The organism is Tumebacillus amylolyticus, assembly GCF_016722965.1.
GTDB classification, from domain to species: Bacteria; Bacillota; Bacilli; order Tumebacillales; family Tumebacillaceae; genus Tumebacillus; species Tumebacillus amylolyticus.
This window is the reverse complement of record NZ_JAEQNB010000005.1, coordinates 160,350-178,035: the sequence shown is the minus strand read 5'-3', so window position 1 is coordinate 178,035 and position 17,686 is coordinate 160,350. Positions and strand designations below refer to the sequence as shown.

Sequence of the window (17,686 nt, the reverse complement as noted above, 5' to 3'; positions counted from 1 at the left end):
ATGGCCTTTTTACGTTGGGAATGAAAATGGGCGTTTTGCAAACGCTAGAGAACAGAAGGAGGGTGAGATGCGCATGAACCATGAAGATCAAAAACTTCAGGAACGAAAACAGTTCGATGACAAATTCGAAGAGAAGATGCACAAACAGTATACAGACATCGAGGAAGAGTACCACGCGGCGTACCCGAACACGCCGGCCCCGTGGACGATGGGCTTCTTGCGGGCGATCTTCAGCCGTGATGGGAAAGGCGTTCTGCTGTGGGCATTGGTCGGCATTGCCGTCGCCGTAGCGCTGTGGATCGCGTACTTGGCACTCTACCCAAACGGCAACTTCTAAAGCGACGACCCGGCGAACGATGGTTCGTCGGCTTTTTTTGTCATGGGGATGTGATATATAATGGGAAGATACGTGCGAGAGGAGGGACCAGGGTATGAAGCAACATCTTTTATTTGATCTGGACGACACCCTGATTCATTGCAACCGATTTTTCAACGAAGCCCGCTCGGAGTTTATCGCGGCGATGCTTTCGTTTTTCCAAGGCTACCCGATTGAGGCGAAACTGATTGATGATACACAACAACATATCGATCTCTCCGGCATCGAGCAGCACGGGCTTGGCAAGCACCGTTTCCCGGAATCATTGGTCGCCACCTACCGTCTGATGTGTGAGAAGTACGGCAAGACGCCGTCGAAGCATGAGGAGCAGGAAATCGAAGCGGTCGGGTACGGAGTGTACACGAAGCCGATCGAGTTGTACCCGCATGCGCATGATACGCTTGAATTGTTGCGCTCGGAGGGGCATGAACTGTACCTCTACACCGGGGGCGATCACGAGATTCAGACCGCGAAAGTGTTGAAGGCGGGCCTTGGCGACATTTTCCCGGAGGATCGCCGCTTTATCAGCGAACACAAGAACCGTTCTGTGTTGTCCAAGATCATGCAGGAACGAGGTTTGGAGCATCTGTCTACCTGGATGGTCGGCAACTCGGCTCGCAATGACATCAGACCGGCGCTTGAAGAAGGCATTCACGCCATTCATTTGCCGGACAAAGGCGGTTGGTCGTTCGACCAAGCCGATTTGAACGTGCCGGTGATCGGACGTTTCTTCACGCTGGAGACGATCAAGGGTGTTCCGGATATCATTCGCGATCATCTCAACGATGTGGGCAAGAAATGATGCCGAAGATCTGGATTGACGGCGATGGATGCCCGCGTGGAGCTGTGCAGTTCACTCTCGAAGAGGGGGAACGGCGCGCTCTCGACGTGTGGCTGGTCACGAACGTCCACCATGAACAGCAAGCCAAAAACCGCTTGGTCGTAGATGGCCACGCCCAAGCGGTGGACCTTGCCATTTTGAACCGTTTGCAGGCGGGGGACGTCGTGATCACGCAAGATATCGGCTTGGCTGCGATGGTGCTCGGGAGAAGAGGCTATGCCTTGAACCCGAACGGTACAGAGTATGACAGCGCCACGATGCCACTGCTTTTGGAGATGCGGGAGTCCGCAGCCAAACACCGACGGGGCGGCGGTAGAACGCGCGGTCCAAAGAAACGCACAAATGATGATCAAGAGAAATTTCAATCTCATTTAGTCGAGCTACTCAACAAAATCAGCGGATAAAGTAAAGTATGCGGCTCTTACGCATGCTTTTTTTGTTATCCTGCTGAAATAGCCTATTTAAATAGAATCCCTTTAATTATTGCGTGAATATATACTTTGTTCTATCATAAAGGTACAACATTAAAAATTCGACCCAAGTAGAAAGCTAACTTTTTATAAAGGAGGTGATATTCATTGAAGACGTCGCTTCGACTCTATGTCTACACGATCAATATCATCGGACTGGCGCTGTTGGCTTTTACGTTGACCATGTTTCCACATGGGGTGTTGTTTGACGCATTGGTGTTTCTCGTGTTGGCAGGTGTGGTTCAACTGATGCCTGTTGCACTCGCGAAGCAGTCGTGGGTATCGGTGTCGTTCTCAATCGCGTATGCGGCCGTGCTGTTGCTGGGTCCGGAGGTCGGGGCTCTGACCTCGATGGTCATCGGGTTGGTGGCTTCGTTCTATCCGAAACGCTTGAAACCGCACAAGTTGATTTTCAACGTGGCGGGGTTGGCGATTCCGGCTTACATCTCCGGGCAGATCTTGCAGATGGCACAAGGGATGAGCTACTTCTGGTTGTTGGAGTTTATTTTCGTACCGCTGTTGTTCTATACGATCAACTCCGCCCTGATCACGTTCGCCATCGCGCTGACCGCCAACGAATCTCCGTTTCGGATCTGGAATGAGAACTATCGCTGGCCGATGCTCAACTACTTGTTCTTGGCTTGGATCGGCATCGGGCTGTACAAAGCCTATGCGGTGTTGAACGTGCTCGGGTTGATGATCTTCGTCTTGCCGCTGATCATGGCGCGGTACAGTTTCAAACTGTATATCGACCAGACCAACAAGGTTCAGCAGCATCTGGATTCCTTGCAGACGGCAAACGACATGCTCAACCGCAAAGTTGACGAGGTGGCAGCTCTGCAGAAACACGCGTTGCTGATGGGCACATCGCTCAACTTCGAATCGACGCTTCTCACCGTGTTTGCCCGCGTATCGGACGAGGTTCCGTACCAAGCGTTGTACATCGTTTGGAAGAACCCCGACCGTGAAAGCTACGAGCAGTATCAAATCAAGGAGCGAACCGGAATCGAGTCGGTCACGCTGACCGAGTTGGATGTAAGCATCGATCGCGTGTTCCAACAAGGCAAGCGCATCGTGCTGTCGGCTCGCGAGAGCACGCACGTCAAACTCTTGTGCCCGATGATTGCACAGGGCAATGTACAAGGGGTGATGACGCTTTTGTGCCCGCGCGATTTGTTGGAAGAGATCGACTCGTCTCTGGACGTGTACGTGTCTCACGGCGCGGCTGCACTTTCGAATGCGTACTTGTACCAGCGCATGGAACGGGTGGCCAACACGGACAACTTGACCAAGTTGTACAATCGTCACTACTTCGCCCGCAAACTTTCTGATATGACGAAAGCTCCTCATGTTGCGAATACGGTCATCATCATGGATTTTGACAACTTTAAGGACATCAACAACACCTACGGCCACCATATCGGCGACCTTGCGCTGCACTATGTCGCGAGTTTGATCCGCTCGGAATCGAGGGACGAGGACATTCCGGTGCGTTACGGCGGGGACGAATTCGCTCTGCTGATGCCAAACGCGACCGAAGAAATCGGACTAATCGTTGCGGCCCGTCTATTAGAGCAGATTCGCTTGCCGGTGACGCTGGAGGGACACACGCTGTCCATCTCGCTGAGTTTCGGCGTTGCGACTTGCTTGGAAGGGGACGGCAACATCCAAGAGACCGTCAAACAAGCGGACAAGGCTGCCTATTTCTCAAAGGCCAGCGGCAAGGGTTGTATTACGTTGTACTCGCAGATTCAAGGCGAGGGCCACCCAGTCTATCAGGGCAACTCGGAACAGATCGTGCCAAGCGCAGAAGAGATCGAATCAAGGCGCTCGATCACCAAGGGATTGCTGCATGCATTAAAAGCGCGCGACGTCGTGACCTACAACCACAGTCTGCAGGTCGCCACATACTCCGTCTGGCTGGCACAACGTCTACATTTGCCCCCGGACGAGATTGAACGAGTGCGTTTTGGCGCTCTCTTGCACGATATCGGGAAGCTCGGCATCCCGGATCAAGTATTGAAAAAAAGCGCGGTGTTAAACAAAGCTGAGCATAGCAATATGCGAACGCACCCGGTCGTCGGGCATGATATTTTAAGACACTTCGGAACCGTCTACGATTCCATTCTGCCGATTCTCTTGTCGCATCATGAACGGATGGACGGGCAAGGGTATCCGCACGGAATTGAGGCGTCCACGTTGGATCAGGCGGTGCGCATCGTAACCATCGCCGACGCATTCGATTCCATGACGCGAGACAGTTGCTACCGAGACAAAATGCCGATGCACTGGGCTGTCGAAGAGCTTCGTCGCTGTAAAGGGACGCAATTCGACTCTGAGTTAGTGGATCAGTTTCTCGAAGTAGTGCGGCAACATTTTCCTGACCGTTGGTCGGATTCTGGGGAGAATCCGGACAGTTCGGTCGTGAGGGAGGCCTCGCTCCAATGATACGGAAATGGATCGATGACTTGTTGAAACGCATTCTGCGCGCGCTGTAGGGGTACAGCCGCAGAGTTGTTGGGGCTTGGGATCGTAAGGGATACCAAAAATAGGGTAAAAGGGGAAATGAGAGATGAAAAAAGTGGTACTGGCTGGCGTATTGGTTGCTGTAGCTTTGTTTTTGACGGTAGCAGCAGGTGTTGGCACTGCACAAAAAACAGCAGGCTCGCTCATCCCGATTCCGTGTGATCCTAACGTTTTCACCTGGGGTGACTGATTGACCGGTACTACAGAGATCAAGATCCGAAGTGTCACATAAAAGGAGAGAACTTTTCGACGAAAAGTTTCTCTCCTTTTTGCGTTGTATGGAGTTAGTTTTTGTTGCGGGCGATTTCTTCGGCGAGTTCGTTGAGCTCGGCCCAACGCTCAACAGCAGACTCTAACTCTGCGGTGAGGCGAGTTTCCTCATCTGTTAGTTTCTGCAGGTGCGTGTAGTCGCTGCCGCCCTTCGCAAGTTCGGCTTGCACGTCGGCGAGTTCCGTTTCAAGACCTGCAATGCGGTTGTCGATCGATTCGTATTCGCGCTGCTCGTTGTAAGTCATGCGGCGGGCACGCGGTTTTTCGGAGCGGGAGGCTTGCGTTTTCGGCTTGTCTTCGCTGGTTGCTGTAGCGGGCAAGTCAGATGCAGTCAGCCTTTTTTCTCGTTGAGCTTGGTAGACGGAGTACATGTCGAGCGTCTCGTAGATGCCGTGCTCTCCTTCGAAGGCGATCAGGCGATCCACCACGCGATCGAGGAAGTAGCGGTCATGGGAGACGGTGATGACGGTGCCGTCAAAATGGTCCAGATAATCTTCGAGAATCGTCAGCGTTTGCACGTCGAGGTCGTTGGTCGGTTCGTCCAGCAAGAGAACGTTTGGCTCGCTCATCAAGATCCGCAACAAGTAGAGACGGCGTTTTTCACCGCCGGAGAGCTTTGAGATCGGTGTCCATTGTTGATGCGGCGGGAACAGGAAGCGTTCGAGCATCTGTCCGGCAGAGATCGTTTCACCGTCGGTGGTTTTGATGTAAGACGCGACGTCGCGGATATACTCGATGACGCGCATCTCTTCGTTCATGTCGATGCTTTCTTGCGTGTAGTACGCCATCTTCACGGTGGAGCCGACATCTACCGTGCCGCTGTCCGGTTGGAGACGGCCGGCGATCAAGTTGAGCAGGGTTGATTTGCCGCTGCCGTTGGGACCGACGATCCCGATGCGTTCACCGGGTCCAACCAGCAGGTTGTAGTCACGAAGCGGAGTACGGTCACCGAACGACTTGGTGACGTCGGTGAGTTCGAGAACTTTTTTTCCGAGTCGTTGAGAGCCGATGGCGATGTCCAGTTGTGCGCTTGCTTTTTCAACTTTCTGATCGCGCAGAGCGGTGGCGAATTCGACGCGGGCTTTCTGTTTGGTGGTGCGTGCTTTGGCTCCACGGTGCAGCCACTCCAGTTCGCGACGCAGGAGATTCTGGCGCTTGTCTTCGCTGGCAGCCGTCGACTCTTCGCGTTGGGCTTTGCCGATGAGGAAGGTCTCGTAGTTGCCGCTGTACGAGTAGAGGTTGCCTTTGTCCAATTCTAAAATGCGGTTGGTAACACGGTCGAGGAAGTAGCGGTCATGCGTGATCATAAGCAGGGCCGCTTTGCTTTTTGCCAAGTAGGTTTCCAGCCAATCGACAGTTTCGTTGTCGATGTGGTTGGTCGGCTCATCGAGGATCAAGAGATCAGCCGGACGAATCAGGGCACGCGCCATGGCGACACGTTTGCGTTGGCCGCCGGAAAGTGTGCCGACGATCGCTTCGTACTCCGTGATGCCAAGACGGTTGAGGATGTTCTTGGCGTTGGCTTCCATCTCCCACGCGTTGTTCTGGTCGATTTCTTGGGTGAGGCGCAAGAGACGGGTTTGCAACTTCTCATCTTCCGGATGGAGGGAGAGTTGGCTCAGGGTCTGCTCATAGTCGTAGAGCAGGCGCAGGACGGGCGAGTCGCCTTGGAAGACCGATTGCAGGACGGTCAGGTGCTCGTCGAATTGCGGGTTTTGCGGAAGGAATTCCACGCGGATGTTCGTGCCGCGCACGACTTGACCTGAGTCGGCGAGCTCCGTTCCGGCAATCGTCCGCAGGAGCGTGGACTTGCCGGTTCCGTTGACACCGATCAGGCCGATGCGTTCGCCGCTGTCGATGCCGAAGTTGAGGTCTTGAAACAGCGTTTTCTCGCCGTGGGTTTTCGTGAGGTTGAGAGCAGAGAGTAAGTTCATGGTTTCTACCTTCTTTTCGGTATGCTACTCACCAGTGTAGCATACTTTTATACGTGATCGAAGAGGAGGGACGGACGGTGAAAAAAGCGTTGATTCGCTTGGAAGACGTCGGGCCGGGCGGAAAGTACGGGACAGAGGAAAGTCTACTAAAATTGTGCGTGGTGGCCGACCTTCTGGCACGCGAAGGTGTGCCGTTTCATGTCGCGATGATTCCACGCTTTGTCGATCCATCCAAGGGGTATGATTCGTCGATTGCAAACGGCAAAGACCCATTTGTAAAGAAGTTCTTGAACGTGATCCACTATCTGCGCACGCGCGGTGGGTCGATCGGGATGCACGGATACCGGCATCAATATCAAATGGAAGCCAGTGCAGACGGGTATGAGTTCGCCTACTCAGCCTGCGAGAGCGATTGCCCCCCACAAGAGCCGGACGCCTCGTATCTCGATCGCGAGGAATTTGAGAAGTCCTATTCGTCCAGTCGGATGCGCGATGGATTTGCGACAGCTAAGCAGGCGGGAGTGAAGTTGGATTGGTTTGAGACGCCCCATTATGCGGCGGAAGGAAATGCGCGTCAGGTGTTGGAAGGTTGGGTCGGGTTGTTTTTCGAGAACGACCCGAGCCATGAAGAAGCGAATAAAAAAGTGAAGTTTGAAGACCTCGACACCCCGCTGTACAGAGGTGTCGTGTATGTGCCGACTCCGCTTTTTTATATAGATGGGTCGCATCCGGAGCAAGATGTGGAGCGGATGTGCAAGGAAATTGCAGAGTATGCACCTGATGAAATTGCCGGCTTTTTTTATCATGCGTTTTTGGAGTTTCCGTACATTGCGTTCGAATCGACGGGATCGGGCAAGAAGCGGGTGAAGTATGATGTCAAATCGCCTTTGCACCGGTTGATCCGTTGTTTCAAGCAGCAAGGCTGGACGTTTGAGCATCTGTTGAATCTCGTGCCGTTTGCGCCGTCGGCGAGGCGAACGGGTGTTTTCCCGGGAAATAACGGGGTGGTGTTAACGGGAGATGTAGACGGTGACCAGCGGTCAGAATTGGTGTTTTGGGAGCCGTCGACAGGCACTTGGTCGGTGTTGCGAGCGAACTTGGATGGATATCCGAACCGCAACATTCCCATTGGAGATCCTGATCAGGCGTTGACCGGGTGGGCGCAAGGGGAGTATTGGCGTCCATTCTTGGGCGATGTGAACGGTGATGGCCGGGCGGATTTGATCGTGTTGGACCCGGAGATCGGGCAGTGGCAAGTGGCGTTGAGCGATGGACAGAGATTTGCTCCCGCGGCAGGGGATCGACAGTTTCTCTGGTTGGAACACTTCCCGAGCGGCGAGGACTGGGTTCCGCTCGTCGGGGATTTCAACGGAGATGGAAAAACGGACGTGGCCGTTTACAACGTCACGACCGGCGATTTGCGTGTTGCGCTAAGCACGGGGGCTCACTTTGAAGAAATGATGGTCAAGGGAACAGACCACGCGCACCTGTGGTTGAAAGGCTGGGTGAAAGGCAAGGATTGGCGAGTGGCGGTGGGAGATTTCAATGGAGATGGCCGCTCGGACCTCGTGGCATGGAACCGAAGAACGGGAGATTGGAAAGTGGCGTTGAGCAACGGCCGCCAGTTGATGCCGACTGCTGGGCACGTGGGGACCTACTGGCGGCGCGGGTTCGGGGTTGGAGATCAATGGAAGTTGCTGGTGGCGGACGTGAACGGTGATGGGCGCGATGATGTGTTGCTGGTCGATTCTGCCAAGGGTCTATGGCTTGTGGCGCGCAATGAGGGGGACCGGTTCGTTCCGCATGACACAACGTTCGGACCGTGGGCGGCAGGGGCGTATGCGGCGCCTTTTGTCGGGAAATTTACAAGGGACGGCAAAGCCGCCATCGGCGTACGGCAGCCGCTTTTACGAGGCGGGGTTGTGGATTTTTCTCTTTCGGTCATGAAGTGAGGGGAAAATAGGCACTTGTCCCTTGACTTGATTCCCTTAGATTGGGTAAGATAGTTGCAACGTAAAATGTTGCGGCGATGAAGAAACAGAAAGTACCTGCCTCTCCATCCACCAGCGAGCTGGGGACGGTGTGAGCCCAGCGGATGCGGGCAGGGAAACGGCGGTTTCGGAGCTGCAAATCGTGAAGAGGTGGGCGTGGCGATTCTTCGTTGCGTCAACTAGGGTGGAACCGCGGGAGGAAGCTCCCGTCCCTAGGCTTTTACAGCCAGCCTAGGGACGGGAGTTTTTTTGTATGCTCGTGGCCCTGGCTGAGCCCCTCACCAACGAAGGAGCTGTTTCAGATGAGCGTCAAAATGGACGAAATCGTAGCACTGGCGAAACACCGTGGCTTTATCTTCCCGGGTTCGGAAATCTACGGCGGCCTCGCCAACACGTGGGACTACGGCCCGCTGGGCGTTGAGTTGAAGAACAACGTCAAAAAAGCATGGTGGAAGAAATTTATCCAAGAATCTCCGTACAACGTCGGTCTCGACGCGGCGATCCTCATGAATCCGAAGACTTGGGTTGCATCGGGTCACGTCGGCAACTTCAACGACCCGATGATCGACTGCAAAGCTTGTAAAGCTCGTCACCGCGCTGACAAACTGATCGAAGAAGCGCTGGGTGAAAAAGGCATCGAGATCATCGTGGACGGCATGACCTTCCAACAGATGGCCGAACTGATCAAGGAACACAACATCCCGTGCCCGGATTGCGGTGCGCACGACTTCACCGACATCCGTCAGTTCAACTTGATGTTCAAAACCTTCCAAGGCGTCACCGAGTCGTCCACCAACGAGATTTTCCTGCGTCCGGAGACGGCCCAAGGTATCTTCGTCAACTTCAAGAACGTGCAGCGCACGATGCGCAAGAAGCTCCCGTTTGGTATCGGCCAAATCGGTAAGTCCTTCCGCAACGAGATCACCCCGGGTAACTTCACGTTCCGCACGCGTGAGTTCGAGCAGATGGAATTGGAGTTCTTCTGCAAGCCGGGCGAGGAATTGAAGTGGCACGAGTTCTGGAAGCAAGAAGCGAACACTTGGCTTCGCACGTTGGGTATCAAGGATGAGCACCTGCGCCTTCGCGATCATGATGAAGATGAGTTGTCTCACTACTCGAACGCTACCAGCGACTTCGAGTACAAGTTCCCGTTCGGCTGGGGCGAGCTGTGGGGCATCGCGTCCCGTACGGACTTCGACCTCAAGCAGCACATGGAGCACTCCGGTGAAGACTTCCACTACACCGACACCGAGACCAACGAGAAGTACATCCCGTACTGCATCGAGCCGTCTCTGGGTGCTGACCGCGTAACTCTTGCGTTCTTGATCGACTCCTTCGAAGAGCAACAACTGGAGGGCGGCGATTCCCGCACCGTGTTGCACTTCCACCCGGCTTTGGCACCGTTTAAAGCGGCGATCTTCCCGCTGTCGAAGAAACTGTCTGAGCCGGCGACGAAAGTCTTCGCCGATCTGGCGAAGCATTTCAACGTCGATTACGACGAGTCCGGCTCGATCGGCAAACGTTACCGCCGTCATGATGAGATCGGTACGCCGTACTGCATCACGTTCGACTTCGAATCGGAAACGGACGGCGCGGTGACGGTTCGTGATCGCGATACGATGGAACAAACTCGTATGCCGATCGCCGAGCTGAAGTCGTTTATCGAATCGAAGCTGGAGTTCTAAACCTTCTATATTAAAAAGCCTTCTGTTCCTCCCCTTGAGGGAGGCAGAGGGCTTTTTTTATTTCTAGCATCCCGCACACTCTACAAAACTTTTTTCTAGTTTCTTTGCGAACAAGTTGGTATAACTCCACTTCCTGTCCCATACACATGAAATAACAAACGAGAGAGGGACAGGGAGGAGGAGACACGATGATCGTACACAACCGGCTGCAGACGAGCACGCTCGATCTCGAACCCGTGCTGCGAGAACAAATCGCGCCGGTGCTTCCCCTGCGGCTTCGACAGGCGGTGCTCTCTTTGCCGGACGAAGTGCGCCGCCACTTGGAAGAAGTGCGCATCCGACTGGGTCGTCCGCTGCAAGTTTACTACGGCGGACGTGAGGCGTTCGTGACCCTCACAGGTCAAACGTCACCCCGCGCTGAGGACGGGCATTTCATCGACGAAGAAGACATCGCCCAAACGCTCAACCTCATGACGCACTCTTCGCTCTACGCGTTGGAGGAAGAGCTCCGGCGCGGCTATCTCACCATCCCCGGTGGGCACCGTGTTGGACTTGCCGGACGAGCTCTCTTGGATGGACAAGGGCAACTCCGCGGCTTGAAGGAGATTACCACGTTCAACCTGCGTATCGCCCGCGACGTTCGACATGCTGCAGAGAAGATTCGCCATCTGCTAATCGATTCCGCGGCCTACCGCTTGCACAACACGCTTTTGATTTCGCCGCCGCAATGCGGCAAGACCACACTCCTGCGCGACCTCGCCCGACATCTCTCCTGCGGCACGTTGCATCCGAAACTGCCGCCGCAAAAAGTCGGCATCGTGGACGAACGCTCCGAAGTCGCCGCTTCCTGGCGAGGAGTTCCACAACACGATCTCGGTCCGCGCACCGATGTGTTGGATGCCTGTCCGAAAGCGGAAGGCATGCAGATGATGATCCGCTCGATGTCGCCCCACGTTCTCGTCACCGACGAGATCGGTCGCCCGGAGGACGGAGCTGCGCTGCTGGAAGCGATTCACGCAGGCGTTCATGTCATCACCACGGCACACGGTTTCGGGATGCATGAAGTCCGCAACCGTCCGGTGTTGCGCCAACTGTTTGAACAGGGCGCCTTCCACCGCTACATCGTGCTTTCCCGCCGTCGCGGACCCTGCACGATCGAGGGTGTGTTCGACAAACGGGGAGAACGGGTGCAGACGGGGAGTGAGAATCATGTTTAAACTGCTCGGCGGCCTGTTGATCCTAGGGGCCTGCACGATGGCCGGATTTCGAATGGCCAACCGATATGCGGAACGCCCCAAGCAACTTCGGCAGTTCGTCAGTGCTTTGAAGGTGTTGGAAACCGAAATTTTTTACGCGGCAACCCCGCTGCCGGATGCTTGCCAGCGCATCGCCGCACGACTGCCCGCTCCGGTCGGAGAGTTTTTTCACAAGATGTCTGACAAGCTCCGCGACGGGCGCGGGCTGACCGGTGACGGTGCTTGGCAAGAGGCTCTCGACGAGATGCGCAGTCGCTTGGTGCTCAAAGAGGGAGATCGCGATGTGCTTCGCCAGTTTGGACGCACACTGGGGGCTTCTGACCGGGCCGACCAGATCAAGCACATCCACCTCGGTGTCGCGCATTTGACGGCAGAAGAGGCGAGCGCTCGCGAAGACCAAGCCCGCAACGAAAAAATGTGGCGGTACCTCGGCGCACTGCTCGGGCTGACCGTCGTGATCCTGTTGTATTAGTGGGGGGGAACGATGATGGGCACAGAGATCAATGAAATATTCTTCATCGCGGGTGTGGGCATCCTCACCGCGGTCATCCACACCGTTTTAAAGCAATCGGGCAAGGAAGAGTTCGCCTCATGGGCGACGCTGACCGGTTTTATCGTGATCATGTTCACGGTCGTCTCCTACATCGGCGACCTGTTCAACAAAGTCCGCGACGTGTTCCTGTCGCACTAGCGTCCGGTCTCGAAAAAGGAGTTCGACGCCTATGGACATCATCCAAATTGTCGGCCTCGGGTTGACAGCCACGATGCTGATCGTCGTCGTGAAGGGCAAGTCCCCCCAGATTGCGTTTCTGTTATCGCTCTTGGTCGGGGTGTTCATCTTCATCTTCCTCCTCGACAAGATCCAGCTCGTGATCAACCTGCTTGAGAAACTCTCGGTGCAAGCCGGGGTCGAGATGATTTTTTTACAGACGATCTTGAAGATCATCGGGATCGCGTACATCGCAGAATTCGCAGCGCAGATCGCCAAGGACGCGGGCGAAGGCAGCATCGCTTCCAAAATCGAACTCGCCGGTAAAGTGTTAATCCTCGTACTTGCACTGCCGATTGTGCAACGCGTGGTAGAGACGGTGCTGAATCTACTTCCGACCTAAGGAGGTGAGGCGATGAGTCTTACTTCAAAACGGACAACCAAGCGATGGACCTGGATTTTCTTCTGGCTTGCACTCGTGATTGCCATGAGCGTGGGCAATCTCACCCACGCGTTTGCGGAAGGCACGTCGCCTTCACCGCCTGCGTCGCAAGGAACACCAATCCCGCAGGAGAACGCAAGCGCGAGTCTCACCGACCCATTGGTTCAACAGCAATTCCAGCAACTTGACTTGCACGACTTCGATACATTTTTGGACGAGATCGTGCAGGAGTATGGCGACTATTTGCCGCCGGAGGTCAAAGGCCATGTGGGCGACCTCGTGCTCCACGGCCACTTCGGTACGGTGTTTCAAGGCCTGCTGGTCGGGCTGCTCAAATACTTGTTCCACGAGTTGTTCCTCAATTCGCGATTGCTTGGCACGATCATCGTCTTGACGGTTTTCGCCGCCATCTTGGAGAACATGCAGACCGCATTTGAAGGGAACAACGTCTCGAAAATCGCCCACACGATCTGCTTCCTCGTCCTGATGATTCTCGCCGTGCAATCGTTCTCGGCGGCGACGAGTTACGCCAAGGATGCGATCTCCACGATGGTCGATTTCATGACGGCGACGATCCCGATGTATCTGGCCTTGCTGGCTGCAACGGGCGGTGTGACATCGGCTGCGATGATTCACCCGCTGATCGTGTTCCTGATCAATGTGATCGGCGACTTGATTCAGTTCGTGATCTTCCCGCTGATTTTCTTTTCGGCGATCCTCTCCTTGGTCAGCAAGATTTCCAACCGCTACCAAGTGACCCAACTTGCCGGGCTGTTGAAATCAACGGCGGTCTGGGTGCTCGGAGTGTTCTTCACGATCTTCCTCGGCGTCGTCTCTGTGCAGGGGGCGGCGGGGGCGGTCGCGGACGGGGTCTCGATCAAAGCCGCCAAGTATGTGTCCAGCAACTTCGTCCCTGTCGTCGGCAAGCTGTTCTCCGATGCGGCCGACACGGTCGTCGGAGCGAGTTTGATCGTCAAAAACGCACTCGGCATCACCGGGGCTGGCGTCCTGCTTTTGCTCGCAGCGTTCCCGGCGTTGAAAATTCTCTCGCTGGCGATCGTCTACAACGTCTCGTCAGCTGTGATGCAACCGCTGGGGGAATCGCCGATCATTGGCTGTCTCAGCACGATCGGCAAGAGCTTGATCCTCGTGTTCGCGGCGCTGGCAACCGTCGGCTTCATGTTCTTCCTCGCGGTCACAGTGATTATCGCGGCAGGCAATCTGTCGGTGATGGTGAGGTGATGGACGATGATGGCCTTTCTCAGCGACTGGCTGCGCGGGCTGATCCTCGTGATTTTTCTCGCGGTGATCTTGGACATGATCTTGCCCAACAACATCATGCAACGCTACGCCAAACTGGTCATGGGTCTCTTGATCATCTTGATCATGCTGACCCCGGTTTTGAAGCTCTCCGGCAAGTCGATCTACGAGATGGACTTCACACTGGACTCGCTTCTTACAGGAGGCAAATCAAAAGCTTCCAACTTGCCAAGCCTCGACCAAATCCAACAACAGGGCGAGCAAATCGCCCAGCAAAACCAAGGGTTGACTGCCGAAGCCTGGAAAGCCGGCATCACCCAAAACGTCAAACAGATCGTCGAACAGGAAAAACCGGGCCTGACCGTCGACCGCGTCGAGGTGAAATACACGACGAATCAACAAGGCCAGCCCGAACAGCTAAACGGTGTGACCGTGACGGTGAAAAACCGCACGGAGGCCGGGTCGGTCCAACCGATTGAAGACGTGCCGCCGATCATCATCGGCAAAAGCGGAGACAGCGCGGACAGTCAAACCACCCTCGCGCAGGGAGACCGCCGACATGCGGAAATGAGCTCCTCCATCCGCACGCAGATCGCCGCCGAGTACAAACTACAATCTTCACAAGTCCTCGTCGTCTGGCGGGATTCCTGAAAAAGGGGGTGAGCGTTCTTGAGCAATTTGAACGACAAACTGCAAGGTCTGATGAAAAACAAAGCCATGCTGATCGGCATCGGCGCAGTCGGTGTGGTGCTCCTCTTCAACCCCTTCTCCTGGGGGTCATCCAAGGGGAGCGGGCAGCCGGTGACCGCGCAGAAGCCGACCGAGAGCGTCACGGTCAACACCGAACAACAACAGATGGCGAACTACGAAAAAATGTACGAAGACCGGCTGACCGAAATCCTCGACGACATCCGAGGAGTCAGCGACGCCAAAGTGATGGTCACCATCGATTCCAGCGAAGAGATGGTCTACGCCCAAGATGAACAAGAAAACCGGCAAACCACCTCCGAGCAAGACAAAAGCGGTGGCAACCGCACCGTCACAACCATTGATAAAAACGGAAAAATCGTCATGACCAAAGTCAATGGGGCAGACCAACCGGTGCTCGTCAAAACGATCAAACCCCGCGTGCGCGGCGTCGTCGTCGTCGCCAACGGGGCTGAAGAAGTGAAAATCCAAGCGTTGATCACGGAAGCCGTCCAGCGTTCGCTGGAAGTGCCTCCTCATAAAATTTCCATCCTTCCAAAAAAATCCTAATCACAAAACCCAAGGAGTGTGTTGAAAAATGGCAAAGCGTCAAACGATCTGGTTGTCCACGATGATGGTACTCTCTCTGATGTTGATCGGCTTCTACACCGTCAACAACAACGTCAAGGAAGTCTCCACCGACCCGACCCAAGCAACTGCAACCGACACCAAAACCGCAGACAAAGCGGCGGCCGACAAAGCAGCCAAAGGCGGGGACAAAGCGGTGATGGAACCGTCCGACTACTTCATCTCCTACCACCTCGAAGAATCGCAAAAAGCGTCCGCCGAAGCGGAACGCCTGCAAACGGTCATCGCCAACGACAAGACCCCGGCTGAGCAAGTAGAAAAAGCGAAAAAAGACCTCGAAAACCTCAACAACAACCAAGATAAATTCGACAAAGTCATCGACCTGATCATGGCAGAAGGATACCCGGATGCGATCATCGAAATGAAGGACGACAAAGTCAACGTTACCGTCCAATCTGCTGACCTTGACAAGAAAAAAGCGGTAAAAATCATGGGAATCGTCGCAAAAGAAATGGGAGTTTCCTCGGCAAAAGTAGTGGTGGGCAAACACGAATAAACCCTTGTGGCACAAGAGATCCCGCGGTTTTCGGGATCTCTTGATTTTTCTAACTCAAGACAGGAAGTGACTCCAATTTAGACGGAGAAGTAGAATGAAAATCTGGGGCTATGTTATACTTGGATAGGACAGGTAATCCAGCCGAGTATATTTACCATTACATATTTGCACAGGAGAGTGGCATTGAGTCATGTTCAAATTGAATGAAATCCGCGAATTGATTCGCCTGCTCGACGAGACGAGCATTAACGAGTTCAACTACGAACTTGAAGGCGCGAAACTTTTGATCAAGAAAAACGAAGTAGGCGTCGCAAACATCGTCGCAGCACCGCAACTGGTCCAAGCAGCTCCGGCTCCGGTTGTACAAGCACCGGCAGCTCCGGTCGCAGCAGCTCCGGTTGCCGCACCGGTTGCAGAAGCAGCTCCGGCTCCGGCCGCAGCTCCGAAAGCAGATGACAAGAACCTCCACAAAGTCGTTTCCCCGATGGTTGGTACGTTCTACAAATCTCCGTCCCCGGACTCTGACGCGTATGTCAAAGCAGGTGCCCGCGTCGACGAGAAGACGATCGTCTGCATCGTGGAAGCAATGAAATTGATGAACGAGATCGAAGCGGATGTCAAAGGCGAGATCGTCGAAGTGCTCGTCGAGAACGGCCAACTCGTGGAATACGGTCAACCGCTGTTCCTCGTCAAAGTTGACTAAGAAACGGGGGCTGACACCATGTTCCACAAAGTACTAGTAGCAAACCGCGGCGAGATCGCGGTCCGTGTCATCCGTGCTTGCCGAGAACTCGGCATTCCGACGGTTGCCATCTACTCGGAAGCGGACCGTGAAGCTCTCCATGTCCAACTGGCTGACGAAGCTTACTGTGTCGGCCCGACTCTGTCGCGTGATTCGTACTTGAATATCAAGAACATCCTGTCCCTCGCGACCGCTGTCGGTGTTGACGCCATCCACCCGGGCTACGGCTTCTTGGCGGAGAACGCAGACTTTGCAGAGTTCTGCAAAGCATGCGGAATCACGTTTATCGGACCGGACTCTTCGGCCATCGAGAAGATGGGCGACAAAGCTTCCGCGAAAGACACGATGAAGGCTGCGAATGTTCCGACCGTACCGGGCACCGAAGGTTTGGTAGAAGACATCGACGAAGCGCTGAAGATCGCCGATGAGATCGGGTACCCGATCATCATCAAAGCGACCGCAGGCGGCGGCGGCAAGGGCATTCGGATCGCCCAAGACCGTGAGGATCTGGCACGCCTGATCCAAATGGCACAAACCGAAGCACAGACTGCGTTTGGCAACGCGGGCGTTTACTTGGAGAAGTTCATCACCGAGATGCGCCACGTCGAAATTCAAGTCATGGGCGACAAGCACGGCAACGCCGTCTACTTGGGCGAACGCGACTGCTCGATCCAGCGTCGTCTCCAGAAGCTGATCGAGGAAGCTCCGTCTCCGGCACTGTCCGAAGAGAAGCGCCGTGCGATGGGCGAAGCGGCAGTGGCTGCGGCGAAGGCCGTCAACTACTCCGGCGCTGGTACCATCGAGTTCATCTATGACAAGGACGGCAACTTCTACTTCATGGAGATGAACACCCGTATCCAGGTTGAACATCCGGTCACCGAGATGATCACCGGCATTGACTTGATCAAGGAGCAAATCCGCGTCGCAGCGGGTGAGCCGCTCTCGATCGCACAGGAGGACATCGTCCTCGACGGCTGGTCGATCGAATGCCGCGTCAACGCCGAAGATCCGGACAAAAACTTCATGCCGTGCCCGGGCAAGATCACTCGTTACCTCCCGCCGGGCGGTTTCGGAGTTCGTGTCGATTCCGGGGCGTACGAAGGCTATACGGTCAATCCGTTCTATGACTCGATGATTGCGAAGCTGATCGTGTGGGCTCCGACCCGCGAAGAAGCGATTCTCCGCATGCACCGCGCACTGAGCGAGTTCAAGATCGAAGGGATCAAGACCACGATTCCGTTCCATCTCAAGGTTCTTCGCCACGAGAAGTTCATCGAAGGCGACGTAACCACGAAATTCCTCGAAATGTATCCTTTGTCATAATTCAGCCAGAAGCTTATACTTATAGTACTA

At 54.8% G+C, this 17,686-nt stretch carries 18 protein-coding genes; 17 read left to right on the top strand and 1 reads right to left on the bottom strand.

Annotated features, from left to right (window positions below; genetic code table 11):
* Positions 1-73 precede the first annotated feature (73 nt).
* The 5 genes from JJB07_RS16175 (at position 74) to JJB07_RS16155 (ending at position 4,403) form a co-directional block, all read left to right on the top strand.
* The gene (locus tag JJB07_RS16175; RefSeq protein WP_201636856.1) at positions 74-337 is read left to right on the top strand and encodes a hypothetical protein; all 264 of its coding nucleotides are present in this window, start codon (positions 74-76) and stop codon (positions 335-337) included.
* A 94-nt stretch (positions 338-431) separates the two neighbouring features.
* The gene (locus JJB07_RS16170) at positions 432-1,178 is read left to right on the top strand and encodes an HAD family hydrolase (RefSeq protein ID WP_201636854.1); all 747 of its coding nucleotides are present in this window, start codon (positions 432-434) and stop codon (positions 1,176-1,178) included.
* Positions 1,175-1,621, top strand: a complete 447-nt coding sequence (locus JJB07_RS16165; RefSeq protein WP_201636852.1) for a YaiI/YqxD family protein — start codon at positions 1,175-1,177, stop codon at positions 1,619-1,621. Before JJB07_RS16170 ends, JJB07_RS16165 begins: the two co-directional genes overlap by 4 nt.
* Before the next feature lie 174 nt (positions 1,622-1,795).
* Positions 1,796-4,135 (top strand): diguanylate cyclase, encoded by a 2,340-nt coding sequence (locus JJB07_RS16160; RefSeq protein ID WP_201636850.1) that lies wholly within the window; start codon positions 1,796-1,798, stop codon positions 4,133-4,135.
* Between the two features lie 124 nt (positions 4,136-4,259).
* A complete protein-coding gene (locus tag JJB07_RS16155) occupies positions 4,260-4,403 on the top strand; it encodes a hypothetical protein (RefSeq protein ID WP_201636848.1) in 144 nt (47 codons plus the stop codon).
* A 94-nt stretch (positions 4,404-4,497) separates the two neighbouring features.
* Here JJB07_RS16155 and JJB07_RS16150 read toward each other — a convergent pair whose 3' ends face one another.
* Positions 4,498-6,417 (bottom strand): ABC-F family ATP-binding cassette domain-containing protein, encoded by a 1,920-nt coding sequence (locus JJB07_RS16150; protein WP_201636846.1) that lies wholly within the window; start codon positions 6,415-6,417, stop codon positions 4,498-4,500.
* A gap of 77 nt (positions 6,418-6,494) precedes the next feature.
* Here JJB07_RS16150 and JJB07_RS16145 point away from each other — a divergent pair, with 77 nt between their 5' ends.
* From JJB07_RS16145 to accC, 12 genes are all read left to right on the top strand, one after another.
* Positions 6,495-8,369: a DUF2334 domain-containing protein gene (locus JJB07_RS16145; protein ID WP_201636844.1), complete on the top strand. Its 1,875-nt coding sequence runs from the start codon at positions 6,495-6,497 to the stop codon at positions 8,367-8,369.
* A 341-nt stretch (positions 8,370-8,710) separates the two neighbouring features.
* Entirely contained in the window at positions 8,711-10,093 is a 1,383-nt protein-coding gene (locus tag JJB07_RS16140; protein WP_201636842.1) for a glycine--tRNA ligase, read from the top strand.
* Positions 10,094-10,281: 188 nt separating this feature from the next.
* On the top strand, positions 10,282-11,310 hold the full coding sequence (spoIIIAA, locus tag JJB07_RS16135; RefSeq protein ID WP_201636840.1) for a stage III sporulation protein AA: 1,029 nt from the start codon (positions 10,282-10,284) through the stop codon (positions 11,308-11,310).
* Complete coding sequence (gene spoIIIAB, locus JJB07_RS16130; RefSeq protein ID WP_201636837.1) at positions 11,303-11,821, top strand: stage III sporulation protein SpoIIIAB; 519 nt, start codon at positions 11,303-11,305, stop codon at positions 11,819-11,821. The genes spoIIIAA and spoIIIAB overlap by 8 nt, the downstream gene beginning before the upstream one ends.
* Positions 11,822-11,836: 15 nt before the next feature.
* A complete protein-coding gene (gene spoIIIAC, locus JJB07_RS16125; protein WP_201636835.1) occupies positions 11,837-12,040 on the top strand; it encodes a stage III sporulation protein AC in 204 nt (67 codons plus the stop codon).
* 31 nt (positions 12,041-12,071) lie between these two features.
* Positions 12,072-12,461: a stage III sporulation protein AD gene (spoIIIAD, locus tag JJB07_RS16120; protein WP_201636833.1), complete on the top strand. Its 390-nt coding sequence runs from the start codon at positions 12,072-12,074 to the stop codon at positions 12,459-12,461.
* 12 nt (positions 12,462-12,473) lie between these two features.
* Positions 12,474-13,742 carry a stage III sporulation protein AE gene (gene spoIIIAE, locus JJB07_RS16115; protein ID WP_236588139.1) on the top strand — a complete coding sequence of 423 codons (1,269 nt, stop codon included), beginning with the start codon at positions 12,474-12,476 and terminating at the stop codon, positions 13,740-13,742.
* Positions 13,743-13,748: 6 nt separating this feature from the next.
* The gene (spoIIIAF, locus tag JJB07_RS16110) at positions 13,749-14,411 is read left to right on the top strand and encodes a stage III sporulation protein AF (RefSeq protein ID WP_201636831.1); all 663 of its coding nucleotides are present in this window, start codon (positions 13,749-13,751) and stop codon (positions 14,409-14,411) included.
* An 18-nt stretch (positions 14,412-14,429) separates the two neighbouring features.
* Complete coding sequence (gene spoIIIAG / locus JJB07_RS16105; protein ID WP_201636829.1) at positions 14,430-15,017, top strand: stage III sporulation protein AG; 588 nt, start codon at positions 14,430-14,432, stop codon at positions 15,015-15,017.
* A 28-nt stretch (positions 15,018-15,045) separates the two neighbouring features.
* Entirely contained in the window at positions 15,046-15,591 is a 546-nt protein-coding gene (locus JJB07_RS16100) for a SpoIIIAH-like family protein (RefSeq protein WP_201636827.1), read from the top strand.
* Between the two features lie 190 nt (positions 15,592-15,781).
* On the top strand, positions 15,782-16,294 hold the full coding sequence (accB, locus tag JJB07_RS16095) for an acetyl-CoA carboxylase biotin carboxyl carrier protein (RefSeq protein WP_201636825.1): 513 nt from the start codon (positions 15,782-15,784) through the stop codon (positions 16,292-16,294).
* A gap of 18 nt (positions 16,295-16,312) precedes the next feature.
* Positions 16,313-17,656 (top strand): acetyl-CoA carboxylase biotin carboxylase subunit, encoded by a 1,344-nt coding sequence (gene accC / locus JJB07_RS16090; protein WP_201636823.1) that lies wholly within the window; start codon positions 16,313-16,315, stop codon positions 17,654-17,656.
* Positions 17,657-17,686 lie beyond the last annotated feature (30 nt).

Coding starts and splice junctions, on each gene's coding strand:
- JJB07_RS16175 (WP_201636856.1), top strand. CDS start 74: ATGAACCATGAAGATCAAAAACTTCAGGAACGAAAACAGTTCGATGAC.
- JJB07_RS16170 (WP_201636854.1), top strand. CDS start 432: ATGAAGCAACATCTTTTATTTGATCTGGACGACACCCTGATTCATTGC.
- JJB07_RS16165 (WP_201636852.1), top strand. CDS start 1,175: ATGATGCCGAAGATCTGGATTGACGGCGATGGATGCCCGCGTGGAGCT.
- JJB07_RS16155 (WP_201636848.1), top strand. CDS start 4,260: ATGAAAAAAGTGGTACTGGCTGGCGTATTGGTTGCTGTAGCTTTGTTT.
- JJB07_RS16150 (WP_201636846.1), bottom strand. CDS start 6,417: ATGAACTTACTCTCTGCTCTCAACCTCACGAAAACCCACGGCGAGAAA.
- JJB07_RS16140 (WP_201636842.1), top strand. CDS start 8,711: ATGAGCGTCAAAATGGACGAAATCGTAGCACTGGCGAAACACCGTGGC.
- spoIIIAA (WP_201636840.1), top strand. CDS start 10,282: ATGATCGTACACAACCGGCTGCAGACGAGCACGCTCGATCTCGAACCC.
- spoIIIAB (WP_201636837.1), top strand. CDS start 11,303: ATGTTTAAACTGCTCGGCGGCCTGTTGATCCTAGGGGCCTGCACGATG.
- spoIIIAC (WP_201636835.1), top strand. CDS start 11,837: ATGGGCACAGAGATCAATGAAATATTCTTCATCGCGGGTGTGGGCATC.
- spoIIIAD (WP_201636833.1), top strand. CDS start 12,072: ATGGACATCATCCAAATTGTCGGCCTCGGGTTGACAGCCACGATGCTG.
- spoIIIAE (WP_236588139.1), top strand. CDS start 12,474: ATGAGTCTTACTTCAAAACGGACAACCAAGCGATGGACCTGGATTTTC.
- spoIIIAF (WP_201636831.1), top strand. CDS start 13,749: ATGATGGCCTTTCTCAGCGACTGGCTGCGCGGGCTGATCCTCGTGATT.
- JJB07_RS16100 (WP_201636827.1), top strand. CDS start 15,046: ATGGCAAAGCGTCAAACGATCTGGTTGTCCACGATGATGGTACTCTCT.
- accB (WP_201636825.1), top strand. CDS start 15,782: ATGTTCAAATTGAATGAAATCCGCGAATTGATTCGCCTGCTCGACGAG.
- accC (WP_201636823.1), top strand. CDS start 16,313: ATGTTCCACAAAGTACTAGTAGCAAACCGCGGCGAGATCGCGGTCCGT.